Genomic DNA, 16,511 nt, shown 5'->3' on the forward strand with positions numbered 1-16,511 from the left:
GTTTCATCCATTTATTATATATTACCGTTCATACATCTCTAAAGAGTCAATTTAAGTTAAAAATCAATTTTAAAAGTTTTATATTTTTTATACACTGAAGACGCTTTACATTTAAATTCATTTAAATACTATGTTATAATATATTTGAAGTATCTATCAAATGGTCTGTTCAACGGAAGAAGGGATATATAGTGAATTTTATAAATGTGAAAATGTTTGGCAATTTTGAGGTAACCATAAACCATAAGAAGATCTTATTTCCCTATAATAAAGCACAGGCTCTTTTTTGTTATTTACTTATAAATAAAGAATGTACACGGGAAAAATTAGCTGGATTATTGTGGCCTGACGAGGAAGAAAGCATTGCAAAGAAAAATCTGAGAAATGCCATATACAAAATAAAAAAGACGCTTAACCTAGAAGTGCTGATATCTCCGAGAAAATCAACTGTTATGATAAATCCAGATATAAGTATAAAATCTGATGTGACTGACTTTCTAAAAAACAAAAATGAAATCAATCTTTACAAAGATCCATTTTTAACCGGATTTTATGTAAAAAATGCAGAAAATTTTCAAAACTGGCTGACACAATACAGGGATTATCTTCAGCAGATATACATACATAGACTCAAGGTAAAAATATCTCTAGAAAATAAAAACAGGAACTATGATAAAATGGAAGATTATTGTAGACTGTTGATAAAAGTCGATGAATTTGATGAAGAATCCTATAGAAAATTGATGTGCAGTTTAATAAATAACAACAAACCAAATAAAGCCATTGAAACGTATCATAAACTTTCAGAGATTTTAAATAAAGAGTTAAATGTAGAACCTTCCAAGGAGACAAAAAAATTATTCAATGAAATTTTAAATAAAATGGGAACAGGATATGTAAACAATAGCTCAAGAACCCAAAAATTTTTCTTTGGCAGATACAACGAATTAAAATCCTTAAGGATCAATTATTTTAAATTTATCAATAATATACAGTCCAAATCCGTTTTAATACTAGGAGAAGCTGGTATTGGGAAAACAAAGCTCAAAGAAAAGTTTTTGGAAAACGTATCAGAAAATAACGTATATATTTTCGAAACCTGCTGCTATCAATTTGAAAAAGAATATATATTAAAACCCTGGAATCCAATAATGTCAGATTTGGTTGAAATAATTAAATTGGATAAGGTAAATCTGCCGCAGGGATGTGAAAACATAATAGGTAGTTTTTTCCCCCAATTTGATAAAAATTATTCTATGGACTTAAAACTTATAGAAAGCAATAATAACTTAAAATATGAAGTCATTATAAATGCAATAGAAAATGTCTTTAAGAAACTCGGTGCCATGAAAAAAATTCTACTGGTATTTGAAGACATTCAATGGATTGACTCAATGAGCTTATCCCTATTAGGCAGCATAATCTTAAGTGAAAATAAAAATATAATTTTACTTGCCACCTGCAGGAAAGAAAGAAATGAAGAATTAGATAAATTTGTTACATCCATGAAAATGCACAACAAACTCAATATAATTGAACTATACAGACTTGATTACAGGGAAACCGAAGGCTTTATAAAACAGGCCCTCCCTAACTACAATTTAAGTAAAAAAATGATAAAGAAAATCTACAGTGAAACAGAGGGCAATTTATTTTTTCTAACTGAATACATGAATATAATAAAATCCAATGGAAATATAAATATAATGTCTTCCAAAATGCAGGATATACTAAAAAGCAGATATTTTGACATATCCGAAAATGGAAGAAAAATTTTAAATATATGCTCTATGTTTTTTGACGAAACACCTCTTTATATATTGGTAAGACTGATGCACAAAGATGAATTAGAAATAATGGACATGCTTGAGGAACTGGAAGCTAAATTCATACTCACAGAAATCTTAAGTGAGGATAATATAAGTTTAAAATTCACCCACCAAAAGATGGGGGAATTCATATATTCAAATCAATCTCTCGCTAGGAGAAAAATACTTCACAATAAAATAGGTAATATTTTTGAAGAAAACTTGAGCAGGAATAAAGAGGATTTGAATACCTATTATAAATTAATATATCATTTTTCACATGCCAGTAATTATATAAAAGAACTTAAATACAGCATGAAAAGCCTGAACGTATATTTAAGCTTCAGCCATGAACTTTTTCCGGTACTTTATTACAGCAACACCAAATATAGTAATTTATACTTCAGTGATGAAAAAGCCCTAAATAGCCTGAGCAAAATAGAGAAACTCTTGAATAAAATCGAAAATCAAGCTTATTCTAAAGAAATTACCTTTCTGGAAGTCACATTTCTTCATATGAAGGGACGATATTTAATTCGAATAGGTAAATACAAAGAAGGTACTTCTATAATAAAAGTTATGATAGATAAAGCAGTTAAGATAAAAAATACCAGCTATGCCCTTGAAGGCTATAAACAAATGATCTATTATTGTATTCAGGCCTATAATGTAAAAGACATGATTACATACGTGAACCTAGCACTTAACATTGTTGTATTTGAAGGTCATGAAGATGAAAAAGCCGTACTATTTAGGTTGAAAGCCCTTTACAACAATATGTGCGGAAATTATGTAGAAGCGGAAAAACTCTTAAATAAATCCATAAACATACTTGAAAGAAACACCACCATATCAGATAAATATGCACTAAATATAGCAGCTGCTTACAATTATATAGGTGAAATAAGAAGATATTCCATGAAATTCTCCCAGGCCATTGAATACTACAATAAGGCTATTAAAATATGTGAGAGAAAAAAGGTAGTTTCAACCAGTGCAATATTCAATATAAACGCAGGTGAAGCAGCTTTTGACATGGGGGATTACGCTCTTGCAAAAAAGTATTTTAGCAGCTCACTTAAAATATACAACCATTTTGATTTAGTTTGGGGGCGTTCTGTAGCAGAAGCATTTATGTCTCTACTTAAAATAGACGAAAATGAATTCGATACAGCTTTAAGTTATTTAAAAGCTGCTCATACTCATTCAGAAATGCTAAAAAGCCCACATGAAATAGGACTCGTATACAGTATTAAAGCTGCGATACGAGCAAAAATGCTTAAAGATGAAAATTTAAATTGTATTTTTCAAAAATACCTCTGTGAAGATATAAATTACTACTGCGACATTGGAATTAACTATTTAAAAAAATCCCTGGATGATTATGAGATCAATGTACTTTTAAAATTAAAGTACAAAGTTCAAAATAGAGATATCAAATAGGTAGGAAGGATTTTCGGCAGCAGTCGAAAATTTTCCAAAAAAGGTTCAGGTGGAGAAAAACATTCCTTATTAGAAAACTCCATTTGAACCTAAGAATCACTTTATCCGCTTATTCTGGATTCCAACACCTGGCTCATATTAAAATTTTCTATTTGAAGATAATATTCTGCACAATCTATCAGAGCTTTCATTGGAACTAGACCTATAACTTCACTTCCTACTACAGGTACGCCGTATCTTTTTGCCTCCATTTTGACCATTTCCTGGGCAGCATAAATAGGTGTCTTTTCATAATTTACTAGATTCATAGATACCTGTACTATATTTCTCTCCGTTACCTTTACACCTACAGCTTTAACATACCTGAGTCCTCCTCCTATGTATCTTATTTTTCGAGCTATGGCGTTGGCAACTTCCACATCATCAGTACCCAAATTTATATTATATGCTACAAGTGGAAATCTGGCACCTATAACAGTTGCACCGCTCTTCACGTTTATCTCATCCGGTCCAAAATCCGGTTTCCATTCAGGCTGTTTTATTTTTTCAAAAAATCCTTCATACTGGCCTTTTCTTATATTTGCTAAATTCTTCCTTTCTGCACAGCTAGCAGCATCTTCATATAAATAAACAGGTATCCTCAATTCATCCCCCACTTTTTTGCCCAATCTTTGTGAAATTTCTACACATTCTTCTGTTGTGACATCCTTAATCGGTATAAATGGCACTACATCCGTGGCACCCATCCTAGGATGTGCACCTCTATGCTTTCTCATATCTATAAGTTCAGCTGCCCTTTTTATGAGATTAAAAGCAGCTTTTTCCACTTCATCTGGAGCCCCTAAAAAAGTTACTACAGATCTATTGTGATCTTTATCTGAAGAATAGTCCAGGAGTTTTACACCTTCAACTTTTCTAACTTCATCTACAATGCTTTCAATTATTTCCACATTCCTGCCTTCGCTAAAATTTGGGACACATTCTACCAATTTTGACATCTTAACTTCCCCCTAAACCCTCGTTTAATGTTAAATCTACGATAATTATAAATTAATTACATCTTTAAAACGTCTAAAAAACTTATAAAAGACATATATGCATATAAAATTTTTAGACGTCACTCCTTGTTCCAAAATAAACATGAAGCAAACATGCCCACGATAGTCACCCCAAATACAGTTTCTAACATAACTAAAATACGTACTATAGTTGAGTTAGGTACAATATCTCCATATCCCAGTGTAGTCATAGTCACTGCACTGAAATACATAAAATTCCACAGTGGGTATTTAAGATTTTCATCTACTATTGATTTAAGTACTAGAGGACTGCCATCTAAAAAAGATATAGAGTTTTTTACAAGCTCTGGAAAATAAAAATTTAACGGATAATAAAAATAACCCTTTCCAGGAAACTCATTGTACAGTAATGGATATTCATTCACCCACATATACTTGGTAAATATTTTTTTAAAATCATCATCATAGCTTTCCGGATAACCCTTAAAATCTTTTAAATCTTCAGTCATCTTATAAAAATCCACCTTTATTTTATAGCTGTCAAATCCTCCACTTATTTTATCTTGGCCTAAATTTTTTACGGCAATATGGGTGATCCCTGCATTTTTAAACAGCAAGTAATAATAATCAGCCCACTCCCAACCTAAAACTTTTTCAAAAGAAAACACGTTGACAGAGATGACCGAATCATCTACTGTTTCCACTTTTGCAACAGGCCTTTTATATTCACTGGACAATAATAAGCTTTTTATGCTGTTTTTTAATTCATTACTACATACTTCAATATTCAAATTCCTTTTAAAAATCTCTATTTTTCTATCTATATTTATATCATTCTGAAATATAAAAAATTCTCCATTGGAGTCATTTGCAATATCCCAATAGATAATTCCAAAGCAAATTAATACAGTTATATAAAGTAAAGCCAGAAGTAGTAAAATAGTCCTTTTTTTAATTTTATGTATATTAATAAACCATTTCATATTATAACCTCTGTATTAGTATACTTATTTATACTTATATGAAAAGTTCATTATCACATTTTATTATTAATTTTTTATAAATATATTTTAGACTAGAAATTGACACTTAAAAACACTGCTGCAGTATAATACAAATTATCTGAACAGTGTTTTTACTATGTTTAAAATTATCTATTGTAAAATGTAATTTTATATAAAATTAATATTTATCTTCTTACTTTCCACGTGGTTCCATTTTTTGAATCCAGTATCTCTATGCCCAAATCCTTAAGTTTATTTCTAATTTCATCAGCTTTAGACCAATTTTTATTATTTCTCGCTTCTTCTCTCTCAGCTATTAATTTGTTTACTAAATTTTCATCTATATTCTCTAATTTGCTATTATCGGTCTTTAACAAATCCAGCGAAAGGACAGTGTCAAAACTTTTTATCAATATCTCTTTCTCTCTATTTGTAAGTCCATCGTCCTTTATAACTTCAAACAGCACTGTAAATGCATTTGGCATATTTAAATCGTCAAATATCTGTTCTTTGAATTTTAATTTATAGCTGTCTATTAATTTTTCATCAGCTCTTTCATTTTCTTTTACGCATGAAATTATGGAAGCTATTCTTTCTCTCAATTTATTATAAGAAGATCGTGCCTGCTTAAGAGCACTGTAACTAAATATCAACTGCTTTCTATATCTTGATTGAAGGCAAAAATATCTGTAGTCCAGTGGAGAAAATCCATGTTCTTCAATTTTTGATAATGTTAGAAATTCTCCACTCGATTTAGACATCTTTCCCCCACTTGTAACCAAAAATTCTCCGTGCATCCAATAATTTACACATGCATGGCCTACTGCTGCATCTGATTGAGCTATTTCATTAGTATGATGTACCGGAATATGATCCACTCCTCCGCAGTGTATATCTATTCTTTCACCAAGATATTTCATTGACATAGCAGAACACTCTATATGCCATCCTGGAAATCCCCTTCCCCATGGCGAATCCCACTGCATTATCTGATTTTTAAATTTAGAATTCGTGAACCACAGTACAAAATCCAATGGATTCTTTTTATTTTCATCCACTTCTACTCTGCTCCCTGCTTCCAACTCTTCCATACTCAGATGCGCAAGCTTATTGTAATCTTTAAACTTGTCAATGGAGTAATAAACATTTCCATTGGATATATAAGTATACCCCCTTTCTTCTAGTCTTTTGATTAAATTTATCATATCCTGGATATGTTCCGTTGCTTTGCAGACCACATCAGGTTTTTTTATATTGAGTTTCCTGCAGTCTTCAAAAAAAGCATCTTCGTAAAATTTTGCAATTTCCCATACGGTTTTATTTTCACGCTCTGCCCCTATCTGCATCTTATCTTCACCTGTATCCGCATCGGATTGTAAATGTCCTACATCTGTTACATTCATAACATGTTTTACTTTATAGGAATCATATTCAAGAGATTTCTTTAATACATCTTCAAATATATAAGTCCTTAAATTTCCTATATGAGCATAATTATAAACTGTAGGACCACAAGTATAAATTCCAACTTTTCCCTTATGCACAGGAATAAATTTCTCTTTTTTTCTACTCATAGTATTATAAATATAAAAATTCATACTTATCTCCCCTTATTACTGTAACCTTTTAGCATTACATGTATAGATATTACCACATTATATATAAATATTACCACAATGACAATATAATTCAACAATTTATTTCTCAACTACATACTCCCTTATATAATTGTCAAAATCCCAGAGGTGCAAAAAACGCTGAGCGCTTTTATAGCCTGATTCAAACAATTTTAACCTCATATCCCTGGATATGTTGAATTCTGTGGTTTTAACACCCAGTGTGGGAATAAACACCGTTCTCACTGCATACTTATCTTTTACATAAACTTCTTCGTTTTTATCAAATATAGTCCCAATTATATCAAACAGATATGAAATAAAATCCATCTTTTTGGACTCATTATGGTTGACATTCTTTTCTGTCAATTTAAAACCTATAGTAGGCCAAGCCGGAATATCTTTTGTGTCGAATATCCATATTGGAAAATTGCTGAGTAATCCACCATCTACTATATAGCTGTATTTATTTCCATAATAGAGCTTCACCGGTTTAAAATATAGTGGAATACTTATACTCATCCTCACTGCCTCAGCTATTTTAAATTTCATAGGATTTATTCCATAATTTACTAAGTCATCCGGCAGTATGAGCATGGATTTTTTCGTCACATCAGATGCTATTATTTTAAGGGGTGACTTATTGTCAGTACTTATATCTCCAAAAGTCACTTTGCCTTTTTTCAACAAAAGTTCCTCTATATACTTTTCTATGGCTCCCGTAGAATATATGCCCTTGTCCTTAAAAAGTGAAATGGTCTTTTTAATCATGGATATTTTCCATATGTCCTTTTTTTTTAAAAACATCTTTTCATCTAAATTCATCATTATATTCTTAAGCTCCTCGCCTGTATATCCAACAGCAAGAAGAGAAGCTATAATTGCTCCTGCAGAAGTTCCTGCAAATCTATTCCACCTATATCCCATTTTTTCAAAATAACATACAGCACCTATAAGTCCTATTCCCTTTATTCCTCCACCTTCAAATACAGCATCCGCTTTCAATAAAATCACCTCAATATATAAATATGTAACTATATAAAATAGGACACTTAAAATAAAGGCATTGAATAATTTTCATATAAGTGGAAAAAATAATTCTAAACTTAAAATTTTACTTTTATAGGGAGTGATTTTAAAATGAGAATTGAAATCTATTACAACGGTATAAAAAATGCAAATGATGCAGTTAAAAAATTAAAAAATGCAGGTTTCCAAAATGCAATCGTAGATTTAAATGATAACTACATAGATCTATACAATGCAAATTCAGACTTAGAACCTGATATAAATTTTTCAAATGTAATAAATTCCGATAGATTTTCACGTAACTCGTCTCAGAAAGTACGTACTTCGGGAAGCCCCTTACTGGGAGGTTATGGGAATTCAAGAGAAATTGAAAACACAAATTATAAAGTGGTAATAAATTCTGATTCCTTTGATTCCCAAAAATTAAAAGAAATCCTAAGAGAAACCGGTGGGCAAATTAAAAATTCTACTTCAGCTGCAACAGATAGTCTACAATAACATTTTTTCCATAGTAAAAGTAAAATTTTCTTGATCTTGTCAAGCTTTTTACTTATAAAATGGTATTTTTGCACTTATAAAATATTTTCTATACTTTTTTAGATTCCAAAATCGCCAATGCAGCTGCACCTATAACACCTGCATTGGTTCCCAATTCGGCCTTACATATTTTAGTGTTTTCACTTATAATTTTAAAGCATCTTTTCTTCACCACTCTTTTCACCTCATCAATAACCATACTATCTCCTTCTGAAACACCACCTCCTATTATCAATACTTCCGGATCAAAACAATTCATTACATTAGCTACACATATTCCCAAATAATTCAAAGCCCTATTCAATATCTCTTTAGCTCTATGGTCACCAAGCTTTGCCTCTTTAAAAACTTCTTTTGCAGTTATATTTTTATACTTACAAAGGGATGTAACTGTTCCCTCTTTTACAACCCTTTTTGCTTCTCTTGCAATAGCAGTGCCTGATGCCAGAACTTCTGCACAACCCCTGTTGCCGCAATTGCACAGAGGTCCGTCTTCTTTCAGAGTCATATGCCCCACTTCCAGTGCATTTTGAGTATTCCCTCTGTATATATCACCGTTAAGCACCGCTCCTGCCCCTATTCCTGTAGAAACTGTTATAAATATCATATTTCTGCTGCCTCTTCCTGCTCCAAACATGTATTCTCCTATGGCCGCAGCATTTGCATCATTGTCCAGATAGACGGGAACATTAAATTTACTTCTCAATGGATTCACAATATTGAAGTTTTTAAAAGGTAAATTAGGAGTACATATTATTTCACCATTAACTAAATTAAGAGGTCCTGGTGCGCCAATTCCAATACCCTTTATTTCATTCATACTTAATTCACATTTTTTTATTATGCCCTCTATAAGAGCTGCCATATTACTCAATATAGCCGCGTCGCCTTCCTGCACATTAGTTGGAATTGTCTTCTCATATATAATACTGCCCTTTAAACTCACCAAGGCAGCACAAATTTTTGTGCCGCCCAGATCCACTCCAATTACAAACTTATCTTTCAAATCAATTCCCCCTATGATTCAAAGTTTAAATATAGTGCTATGAAGTATACAATTCCTTAAAATCCTTTGCTGCCTTTACCATGGTCTTTATGTTTATAAGTGGTGTTTTAGGACCTATTCCACAAGCAGGTGCCAGTATATCCACTCCCGATTCAATACAGTTGAAACACATCTTTCTAATATACTCCGGTTTAGAATTTTCAAGAGAAAATGTACTCATATTCCCCATTATGGCTTTGTTTTTAACATTGCTGCATATCTGCTTTACACTGGTGATGGAATCAAAACTTATGGCATCACTGTGGAGCTCATTTAATTCAGGGTATATACTTCTCAGCCTCCCGCATATATGTACTATAATTCCATACTCAGTATACTCCTTCAGGGAATCCACAATTTTATTCAAATAGGGAAGTGTAAAGTTCCTAAAGTTCCTGGGACCCATTATTTCCCCCGTACCGCTGGGATCCGATATAGTAAGCAGATCAGCACCAGCCTTCAGCTGTGCCTTACCAAATTCTATAAGATTATCGGTAACAAATTCCAGAAACTCCCGGGTCTCTTCACTTTTTCTTATAATTTCCTTGTAGAATATCTCCGGTTCCATTAGAGAAGACGCAACGCTTATAGGTCCCGTCAAATTTGCCATGATAGGCACAGGTAATTTTTTCTCTCTTAAAATTCTTATAGCTTCTAAAACCACCTTGGCCCTTCCGCTGTTCATATCCATATTTTTCAATTCTTTCCAGCTGCTTACGGAATTTATGGGATATTCAATAACTCTGGGTTCATTTATCTTGCTGCCAAGAGAAATTTCTGCACCCATAGCTTCCGCTTCCACAGTCATGCAAAACGGGACTCCAACATTTTCAAATCCTCCATATTCATAAATTCCCGCAGCAAGCTCCGCCATAAATTTCTCATCAACGTGAGCTCTTGGCCAGCTGTATCCTGTTAGATCCATGATCTCACTTATTGCCATGTTCATCATTCCGCCGGGACATATACAAGGCGGTCTGTCAACCTTAGATTTTTTCAAAACCAGCTTCAATCGTTCTTTTGGAGTCAACATGTAAAACCACCTACTTTACCTTCATCTTTTCCAGTTTCTCTACATTCACTGGATAGCCTATTTCTCTTACAGTATCCATCATGGTCTGTATATTTTCAAAAGGTGTCTCCACTGGAAGGCTGCACCCTGACATAACCACGTAACCTTTAGGAGTATTATACCCTTCCTCTACAGCTTCTACAACTGCATTTCTTATATCATTTCTGGTACCTGCATACATTATGCCGGAAGGATCTACATTTCCAAGTATTTTCATCTTATCTCCAATAGTCCTGCTGCACTCCGCAAGGCTTACTACATTGTCCATACTAAAACCTGTAACTCCATCTTCTGCCATACTGCCAACATCATTCCATATTTTTTTCGTATTTCCGCATATATGAAGCGTACAGCCTGAGCCCTTTGATTTTATAAATCTAACAAGCTCCTTCAGGTATGGAGCACAAAATTCTCTGAAATGTTTTGGATTTACTACCGTACAGGAAGCCAGAGGTTCCGATATAGTCGGCGTAAGGCCATTTTCTATAATAACTTTTGTATACTCTATACAATTTTCAAGAGATATTTTACACAATTTATGAACTGCCTCAGGATTTTTCAATAAAAGCCTCGTCATCTTGTCCACTCCTATTAAAAAGAAAGCATTTGAAAATGGTCCCACTATACCCCCTGAACAGGGTACTTCTTTTCCAATAGCATCCACCAAATATTTCATGGCCTCTATAAAAACAGGCAGTCTACCGTCTTTGTACGGATTTGCCACTTTAAGCTTGCCTATATCTTTAACATCCTCTAAAGCCGGCTTTAACAAATCTGCCGTATTGTCTTCCGGAAGCACTAATTCTGCTCCCATAGCCTCAGCCCAAACATACAGATCGGTAAATACCCTCACACCATCCATGCCAAACCTTCTATAAGCCGCTATCTGGGATTCAGCTATAGCTTTCCCGCTGGTATTAAAGTCAGATATTTTACAACCGTAAATACGGGCAACTCCATTTGCTATATTGGGATTACAGGGTAGCCTGTCAACATCTTTTCCCTTTGCCAGGGCTGATGCTCTCTCCATGGGCGTCATCTTATCTCTCACTCATCACACCACCTTTTGCAAACATTTTTCTTGCGGTTTTAGCAGCTTTAGATGCATCTGTAGTGTATATATCAGCTCCTATTTTATCTGCAAAGCTTTGAGAAATAGGCCCACCGCCTATCATTACCTTTACTCTATCTCTTATCCCCTCTTTTTTCAACAACTTTATAACCTGATCCATTCCATCCATAGTAGTAGTCATAAGAGTAGATAGTGCTATTATATCAGCTCCAACTTCTTTTGTTTTGTTTACAAAATCTATAGGTGGTACATCTCTTCCCAAATCTATAACCTCAAACCCTTCAGTTTCCATCATTATCTTCACCAGGTTTTTGCCTATATCGTGGGTATCCCCCTCTACAACTCCTATTACCACTTTATGTTTATCACCCTCCTCACTCTTATTGAGATGTGGCTTTAACACATCCAGACCTGCATACATGGCGTCTGAACACATCAGAAGTTCTGGTATATAGTATTCCTCCTGCTCATATAAGACCCCCGCTCTATTCATGCCGTCAGACAATCCCTTATCTATGGCATCATAGGCCTTTAATCCACTTTTTACCCATTTGTTAGCTGCTTTTACTGTCTTCTCTTCCTCCATGTCCACTACGGAATCCGACAATTCTTTTATCAAGTCCTCTTTAATACTCATTCATATCCTCTCCCTTTAATTTATAAATTTATCTTCCAAACTACAGACGTTTTCATCTTAGCTGGAGTTTTCCTCATACAGTTATGGCCTACTATTTTTACATCCTTTCTATTTTCCATTATGTAATTCAGCGCTTCTCCATAGGTAAATCCCTTTTCCACTTCAATGGGCTCAGAAGTTACAAAGCCGCCTTTATCCATGGAACTCGAAGTTATTCCACAAAAATGTACAATGGCATCCTGCAATCTGGGATATAATTTTTTCAAGACTTCATAACTATATCTTCCGCTGTAATTTTTATATATTCTGGGCCCAAGTATATCCAAAGTTCCTGCCGAATCTCCAAAAGAAATTATCTTTGCCCCATTTTCAATTCCAGCTTCTGCAAAAGATACTATGCTGTCTATAATCACTTCCATAAAATCATCTACGCTGGCTTTGTCCTTTCTAATGGCTTTATAAAACGTCCTTGGATCCATCAGCGAACTCATTACAGTAAATGGTCCCTGGACAGCTAATGCAGTTTGCTCTCCACTGCTGCTTAAAATATTTACAGCTTTTAATACCTGATTAATTCTGCCTTTGCTCAAATCAATTGGTTTTATCTTCTTAAAATCTTCCATATTTTTAAACACATAATTTGAAACTCTAGGTCCCCTTTTCCTATCCCCCATTTTTATATGTGCTCCAAGGGCTTCTGCTTCCACAGTCATACAAAAGGGTACCATGGATACAGTATCTTTATTATATATTCTTATGGCCTGCGCAAGCCTTGCCATACTTTCTCCATCATAATGTACCTGTGGAAAATTGGCACCGGTATCCAGCACTACCTCTTCAGGTATTTCCTCATCATTGTCAGTTACACATTTAAAATCAATAACATATTCCATTTATTCACCTCCTTTAAAAATTCAACGCTTTTATAAAATAATTCTGAAAATCATCCTTTACAGAAAGCTCTACTATCCTTATATTTTTTCTTATTTCCTCCATTTCTTTAAGCTTATCCACGTTTACAAGAACCATCCTGGCTCCTTCTACAGAAGAATTTCCCACAAAGCTGACACTGCCTCTGAAACCTTTTGGTATAAGCCCTATCTTTTTTATACTCTCTGCATTGATATGATATCCAAAGGCACCTGCTATAACTATTTCTTCTATATCCTTTATATCTATATTTATTTCTTTTAAAAGCATTTCCATACCTGAGCATATAGCTCCTTTGGCCAATTGAATCTGCCTTATATCTCTCTGTGATATAAATACTTTATCTGTTATGTAGAACCTTTTCTCTACTAATCTGCCGCTGATTTTATCCGGGAGTGTTTTATTAAACCTGCCGGTTTTAGTTATTATACCTCTTTCTAAAAAAGCCGCCCCAATATCCAATAATGCACTGCCGCAGATTCCAACTGCTTCCCTGTTTCCTATAGTAGTATAATTTAGTTCAAAATTTTCACTTATATCAAAACTATCTACAGCCCCCTCTTCTGCTCTCATTCCACAGTCAATATTCATTCCCTCAAGTGCCGGACCTGCCGCTGTAGAACAAGCTACCATTTTCCCACTGCATATGGCAACTATTTCTCCATTAGTCCCTATGTCTATAAATAAAGACGGCCTAGTTTTTTTGTGAAAATCTATAGCTGTAATTCCTGAAATTATATCTGCCCCTATATAAGGTGAAGCTGAAGGAAGTACTGTTACAATTCCCTGTTCATTTATATGTATATCAAGCTCTTCTGCTCTCAAATTCAGCGTATTTAAAAATACAGCCTCATAGGGAAATACAGCTATGGAATCCGCTTTTACTCCCAGAAACAAATGAAGCATGGTGGTATTCGCAGCTATTGAAATTCTATAGATATTATTTCTCTGATAATCTTTTTGTGTTAGCTCTCCAATCATATAATCTATTTTTTCCCTTATGCAGCTGCTTAAAATTTCACTTCCATCTTTATTTTCCATAGAATAATTTATTCTTGAAATTACGTCTCCACCATATTTTGTCTGGGGATTTAAACCGGAAACCCTTTCTAGCACTTGACCATTTTCTAAATTTACAAGGTAGGCAGATATACCGGTAGTCCCTATATCCACCGCGACCCCCAGAATATTTTTTATGTACTCATCAACATCCAAAAGAGTTTTTTCAAATAGAATTCCTTGAACTGCTTTCGGCTTTTCTTTCTTCAGCAGGCCCATTTTTTTTAGAACATTTAAATTTACCACCTTATAGTCTGCATTGGAATCTACTGAAATCTTCTTAAATAGCTCCAGTTTTTCAAAACCGCTCCTTATTTCCACATCCTTACAATGACCTCTATTTATAGTTTTCAAGTTCCCCTCTTTTTCAATGAGTTCTACATTCACATCACCTTCAACTTTAGCCATACAAGATAACCTGATATTTTCTTTTTCTGCCAAATTGTATTCATCTGCAGTTTTAGAACTTAATTCTCCATAGGCTATAACTTTACATTTCCCACATTTTCCAGAACCTCCGCAGAAAGTTTCTACATCAAAACCCGCTTCTCTTATACAGTCTAAAAGTTTTGTACCTTTTTCCACATGAATTTTTATATTTTTATCCCAAAAAGTAACACAGCACATTTTCTACCCCTCTAAATGTTATAAATTAATATTCAAACTATTCTTAACTTTATTTTCAATCTTATACTGTTATTTTATCATAGATACATCTAGCTAATTAATTCATATAATTTATCTTTAAAAGTTCATGTATAACAAAAAGATATAAAGGTGAGAATTTAATATTTCTTATATTCTCACCTTTATATCTTTTAGACCGTTATATTGCTGTCCACCTTATCCGTATTTTTAATAATGCTTTCATAATATTTATTTCCTTTTTCTCTATCATATTTATGCTCCCAGGTAGAAACAAATACACTGGCAAGGGAATTTCCCACAACATTAACTGCTGTTCTTGCCATATCTAAAATACGATCTATTCCGGCTATAAAAGCAAGCCCCTCTACTGGAAGCCCTACAGTGCCTACTGTAGCAAGTAATACTACAAAAGAGGCTCCAGGAACACCTGCCATGCCCTTTGAAGTTATCATCAACACCACTATCAGACTTATCTGAGCTCCAATAGAAAGATGTATACCATAAAGCTGCGCTATGAATATAGCCGCAATTGATTGATAAAGAGTGGATCCATCAAGATTAAAAGTATAACCTGTAGGAACTACAAAGGACACAACAGCATTTGGGCATCCGTATTTTTCCATTTTCTCTATTATTTTTGGAAGTACTGTTTCCGAACTGGCAGTACTGAAGGCAAGTAGAATTTCATCTTTTAGTATTCTCATTATTTTAAATATACTGTTCCCTACAACTTTTGCCGCTATTCCCATAAATACCAATATGAATAAAATCATAGCTGAATAAACCACTATAGTTAATTTACCAAGAGGTATAAGAGACTTGAGCCCAAAATTACATACAGTAACTCCTATAAGTGCAAATACTCCAATAGGTGCAGTTTTCATAATCATATTCGTTACCCAAAACATTGTGTCTGCTGTACCCTGAAAGAATTTTAATAGAATTTTTCCCCTTTCTCCAATAGCAGAGATGCCAAGTCCGAACATAACTGAGAAAAATATAATAGGAAGCATATCTCCTTTACTCAAAGATTCCGCAATATTACTTGGAACTATATTGATTACAGTATCTATGAATCCCTTATTACTAGCTTCCTTAGCAGTGCTCATATAACTGGCAATGCTTGTTTTTGAAAGTGAACTCATATCAATCCCCGTACCTGGATGAAATACATTTGCAACTACAACTCCTATAATCAAAGCAATAGTGGTCATCACTTCAAAATACACTATTGCTTTCAGCGCCAAAATGCCTATCTTTTTTAGATCCCCCACTCCAGCAACACCTACTATAAGACATGACACTACAATCGGAATAACTATCATTTTAATCAGCCTTATAAAAATAGTTCCAAAAGGCTGTAGAATTTTACTAACATTTGGATTCCCGTAGAACACAGCCCCTACTATTACTCCAAGTATAAGACCTATGAGGATCTGAGTGGCTAGTCCACATTTAATCTTTCTCTTCATTTTAAATCACTCCCTGTATAATAAATCATATAATATCTTTGAAAACATTTTCTTATTACATATTACATGCCAATATATAAAAAACTACTATATTATACTTCAATATACACAAAAATTTTT

At 33.7% G+C, this 16,511-nt stretch carries 13 protein-coding genes; 2 read left to right on the plus strand and 11 right to left on the minus strand.

What is annotated here, in order from left to right:
• Positions 1-191 precede the first annotated feature (191 nt).
• Complete coding sequence (locus tag ACFHWD_RS15250) at positions 192-3,251, plus strand: AAA family ATPase (protein WP_150357188.1); 3,060 nt, start codon at positions 192-194, stop codon at positions 3,249-3,251.
• A 101-nt stretch (positions 3,252-3,352) separates the two neighbouring features.
• On the opposite strand, the gene ftcD is transcribed toward ACFHWD_RS15250, so the two are convergent.
• From ftcD to ACFHWD_RS15270, 4 genes are all read right to left on the minus strand, one after another.
• Positions 3,353-4,249 (minus strand): glutamate formimidoyltransferase, encoded by an 897-nt coding sequence (ftcD, locus tag ACFHWD_RS15255; protein WP_150357189.1) that lies wholly within the window; start codon positions 4,247-4,249, stop codon positions 3,353-3,355.
• Between the two features lie 119 nt (positions 4,250-4,368).
• On the minus strand, positions 4,369-5,253 hold the full coding sequence (locus ACFHWD_RS15260; protein ID WP_150357190.1) for a potassium channel family protein: 885 nt from the start codon (positions 5,251-5,253) through the stop codon (positions 4,369-4,371).
• A gap of 206 nt (positions 5,254-5,459) precedes the next feature.
• Positions 5,460-6,872, minus strand: coding sequence for a cysteine--tRNA ligase (gene cysS, locus ACFHWD_RS15265; RefSeq protein WP_179977344.1), 1,413 nt, complete (start codon positions 6,870-6,872; stop codon positions 5,460-5,462).
• A gap of 99 nt (positions 6,873-6,971) precedes the next feature.
• Complete coding sequence (locus ACFHWD_RS15270) at positions 6,972-7,895, minus strand: patatin-like phospholipase family protein (RefSeq protein WP_150357192.1); 924 nt, start codon at positions 7,893-7,895, stop codon at positions 6,972-6,974.
• 135 nt (positions 7,896-8,030) lie between these two features.
• Between ACFHWD_RS15270 and ACFHWD_RS15275 the strand changes: the two genes are divergently transcribed.
• Positions 8,031-8,417 carry a hypothetical protein gene (locus ACFHWD_RS15275; protein ID WP_229981711.1) on the plus strand — a complete coding sequence of 129 codons (387 nt, stop codon included), beginning with the start codon at positions 8,031-8,033 and terminating at the stop codon, positions 8,415-8,417.
• An 88-nt stretch (positions 8,418-8,505) separates the two neighbouring features.
• Here the strand turns inward: ACFHWD_RS15275 and ACFHWD_RS15280 are convergent, their stop codons facing one another.
• The 7 genes from ACFHWD_RS15280 to ACFHWD_RS15310 all read right to left on the minus strand — a co-directional run bounded on the left by ACFHWD_RS15280 (position 8,506) and on the right by ACFHWD_RS15310 (position 16,391).
• Positions 8,506-9,462 (minus strand): ROK family protein, encoded by a 957-nt coding sequence (locus ACFHWD_RS15280; protein ID WP_150357194.1) that lies wholly within the window; start codon positions 9,460-9,462, stop codon positions 8,506-8,508.
• A gap of 37 nt (positions 9,463-9,499) precedes the next feature.
• Positions 9,500-10,534 carry a methylcobamide:CoM methyltransferase MtbA gene (locus tag ACFHWD_RS15285; RefSeq protein ID WP_150357195.1) on the minus strand — a complete coding sequence of 345 codons (1,035 nt, stop codon included), beginning with the start codon at positions 10,532-10,534 and terminating at the stop codon, positions 9,500-9,502.
• A 10-nt stretch (positions 10,535-10,544) separates the two neighbouring features.
• On the minus strand, positions 10,545-11,624 hold the full coding sequence (locus tag ACFHWD_RS15290) for a uroporphyrinogen decarboxylase family protein (RefSeq protein WP_150357196.1): 1,080 nt from the start codon (positions 11,622-11,624) through the stop codon (positions 10,545-10,547).
• Entirely contained in the window at positions 11,614-12,282 is a 669-nt protein-coding gene (locus tag ACFHWD_RS15295; RefSeq protein WP_150357197.1) for a corrinoid protein, read from the minus strand. Before ACFHWD_RS15295 ends, ACFHWD_RS15290 begins: the two co-directional genes overlap by 11 nt.
• Positions 12,283-12,302: 20 nt before the next feature.
• Positions 12,303-13,175 carry a uroporphyrinogen decarboxylase family protein gene (locus ACFHWD_RS15300; protein WP_150357198.1) on the minus strand — a complete coding sequence of 291 codons (873 nt, stop codon included), beginning with the start codon at positions 13,173-13,175 and terminating at the stop codon, positions 12,303-12,305.
• Between the two features lie 13 nt (positions 13,176-13,188).
• Positions 13,189-14,898, minus strand: a complete 1,710-nt coding sequence (locus ACFHWD_RS15305) for an ASKHA domain-containing protein (protein WP_150357199.1) — start codon at positions 14,896-14,898, stop codon at positions 13,189-13,191.
• 191 nt (positions 14,899-15,089) lie between these two features.
• Positions 15,090-16,391 carry a cation:dicarboxylate symporter family transporter gene (locus ACFHWD_RS15310; RefSeq protein ID WP_150357200.1) on the minus strand — a complete coding sequence of 434 codons (1,302 nt, stop codon included), beginning with the start codon at positions 16,389-16,391 and terminating at the stop codon, positions 15,090-15,092.
• Between the last annotated feature and the right edge of the window lie 120 nt (positions 16,392-16,511).

This window comes from Clostridium sp. MT-14, from assembly GCF_042436595.1.
In the GTDB taxonomy this organism is placed as follows: Bacteria; Bacillota; Clostridia; order Clostridiales; family Clostridiaceae; genus Clostridium_B; species Clostridium_B aromativorans.

What these genes read in the sequence shown, in the direction of transcription:
- cysS (WP_179977344.1), bottom strand. Translation starts at nt 6,872, where the DNA reads ATGAATTTTTATATTTATAATACTATGAGTAGAAAAAAAGAGAAATTT.
- ACFHWD_RS15305 (WP_150357199.1), bottom strand. Translation starts at nt 14,898, where the DNA reads ATGTGCTGTGTTACTTTTTGGGATAAAAATATAAAAATTCATGTGGAA.
- ACFHWD_RS15260 (WP_150357190.1), bottom strand. Translation starts at nt 5,253, where the DNA reads ATGAAATGGTTTATTAATATACATAAAATTAAAAAAAGGACTATTTTA.
- ACFHWD_RS15295 (WP_150357197.1), bottom strand. Translation starts at nt 12,282, where the DNA reads ATGAGTATTAAAGAGGACTTGATAAAAGAATTGTCGGATTCCGTAGTG.
- ACFHWD_RS15300 (WP_150357198.1), bottom strand. Translation starts at nt 13,175, where the DNA reads ATGGAATATGTTATTGATTTTAAATGTGTAACTGACAATGATGAGGAA.
- ftcD (WP_150357189.1), bottom strand. Translation starts at nt 4,249, where the DNA reads ATGTCAAAATTGGTAGAATGTGTCCCAAATTTTAGCGAAGGCAGGAAT.
- ACFHWD_RS15310 (WP_150357200.1), bottom strand. Translation starts at nt 16,391, where the DNA reads ATGAAGAGAAAGATTAAATGTGGACTAGCCACTCAGATCCTCATAGGT.
- ACFHWD_RS15275 (WP_229981711.1), top strand. Translation starts at nt 8,031, where the DNA reads ATGAGAATTGAAATCTATTACAACGGTATAAAAAATGCAAATGATGCA.
- ACFHWD_RS15285 (WP_150357195.1), bottom strand. Translation starts at nt 10,534, where the DNA reads ATGTTGACTCCAAAAGAACGATTGAAGCTGGTTTTGAAAAAATCTAAG.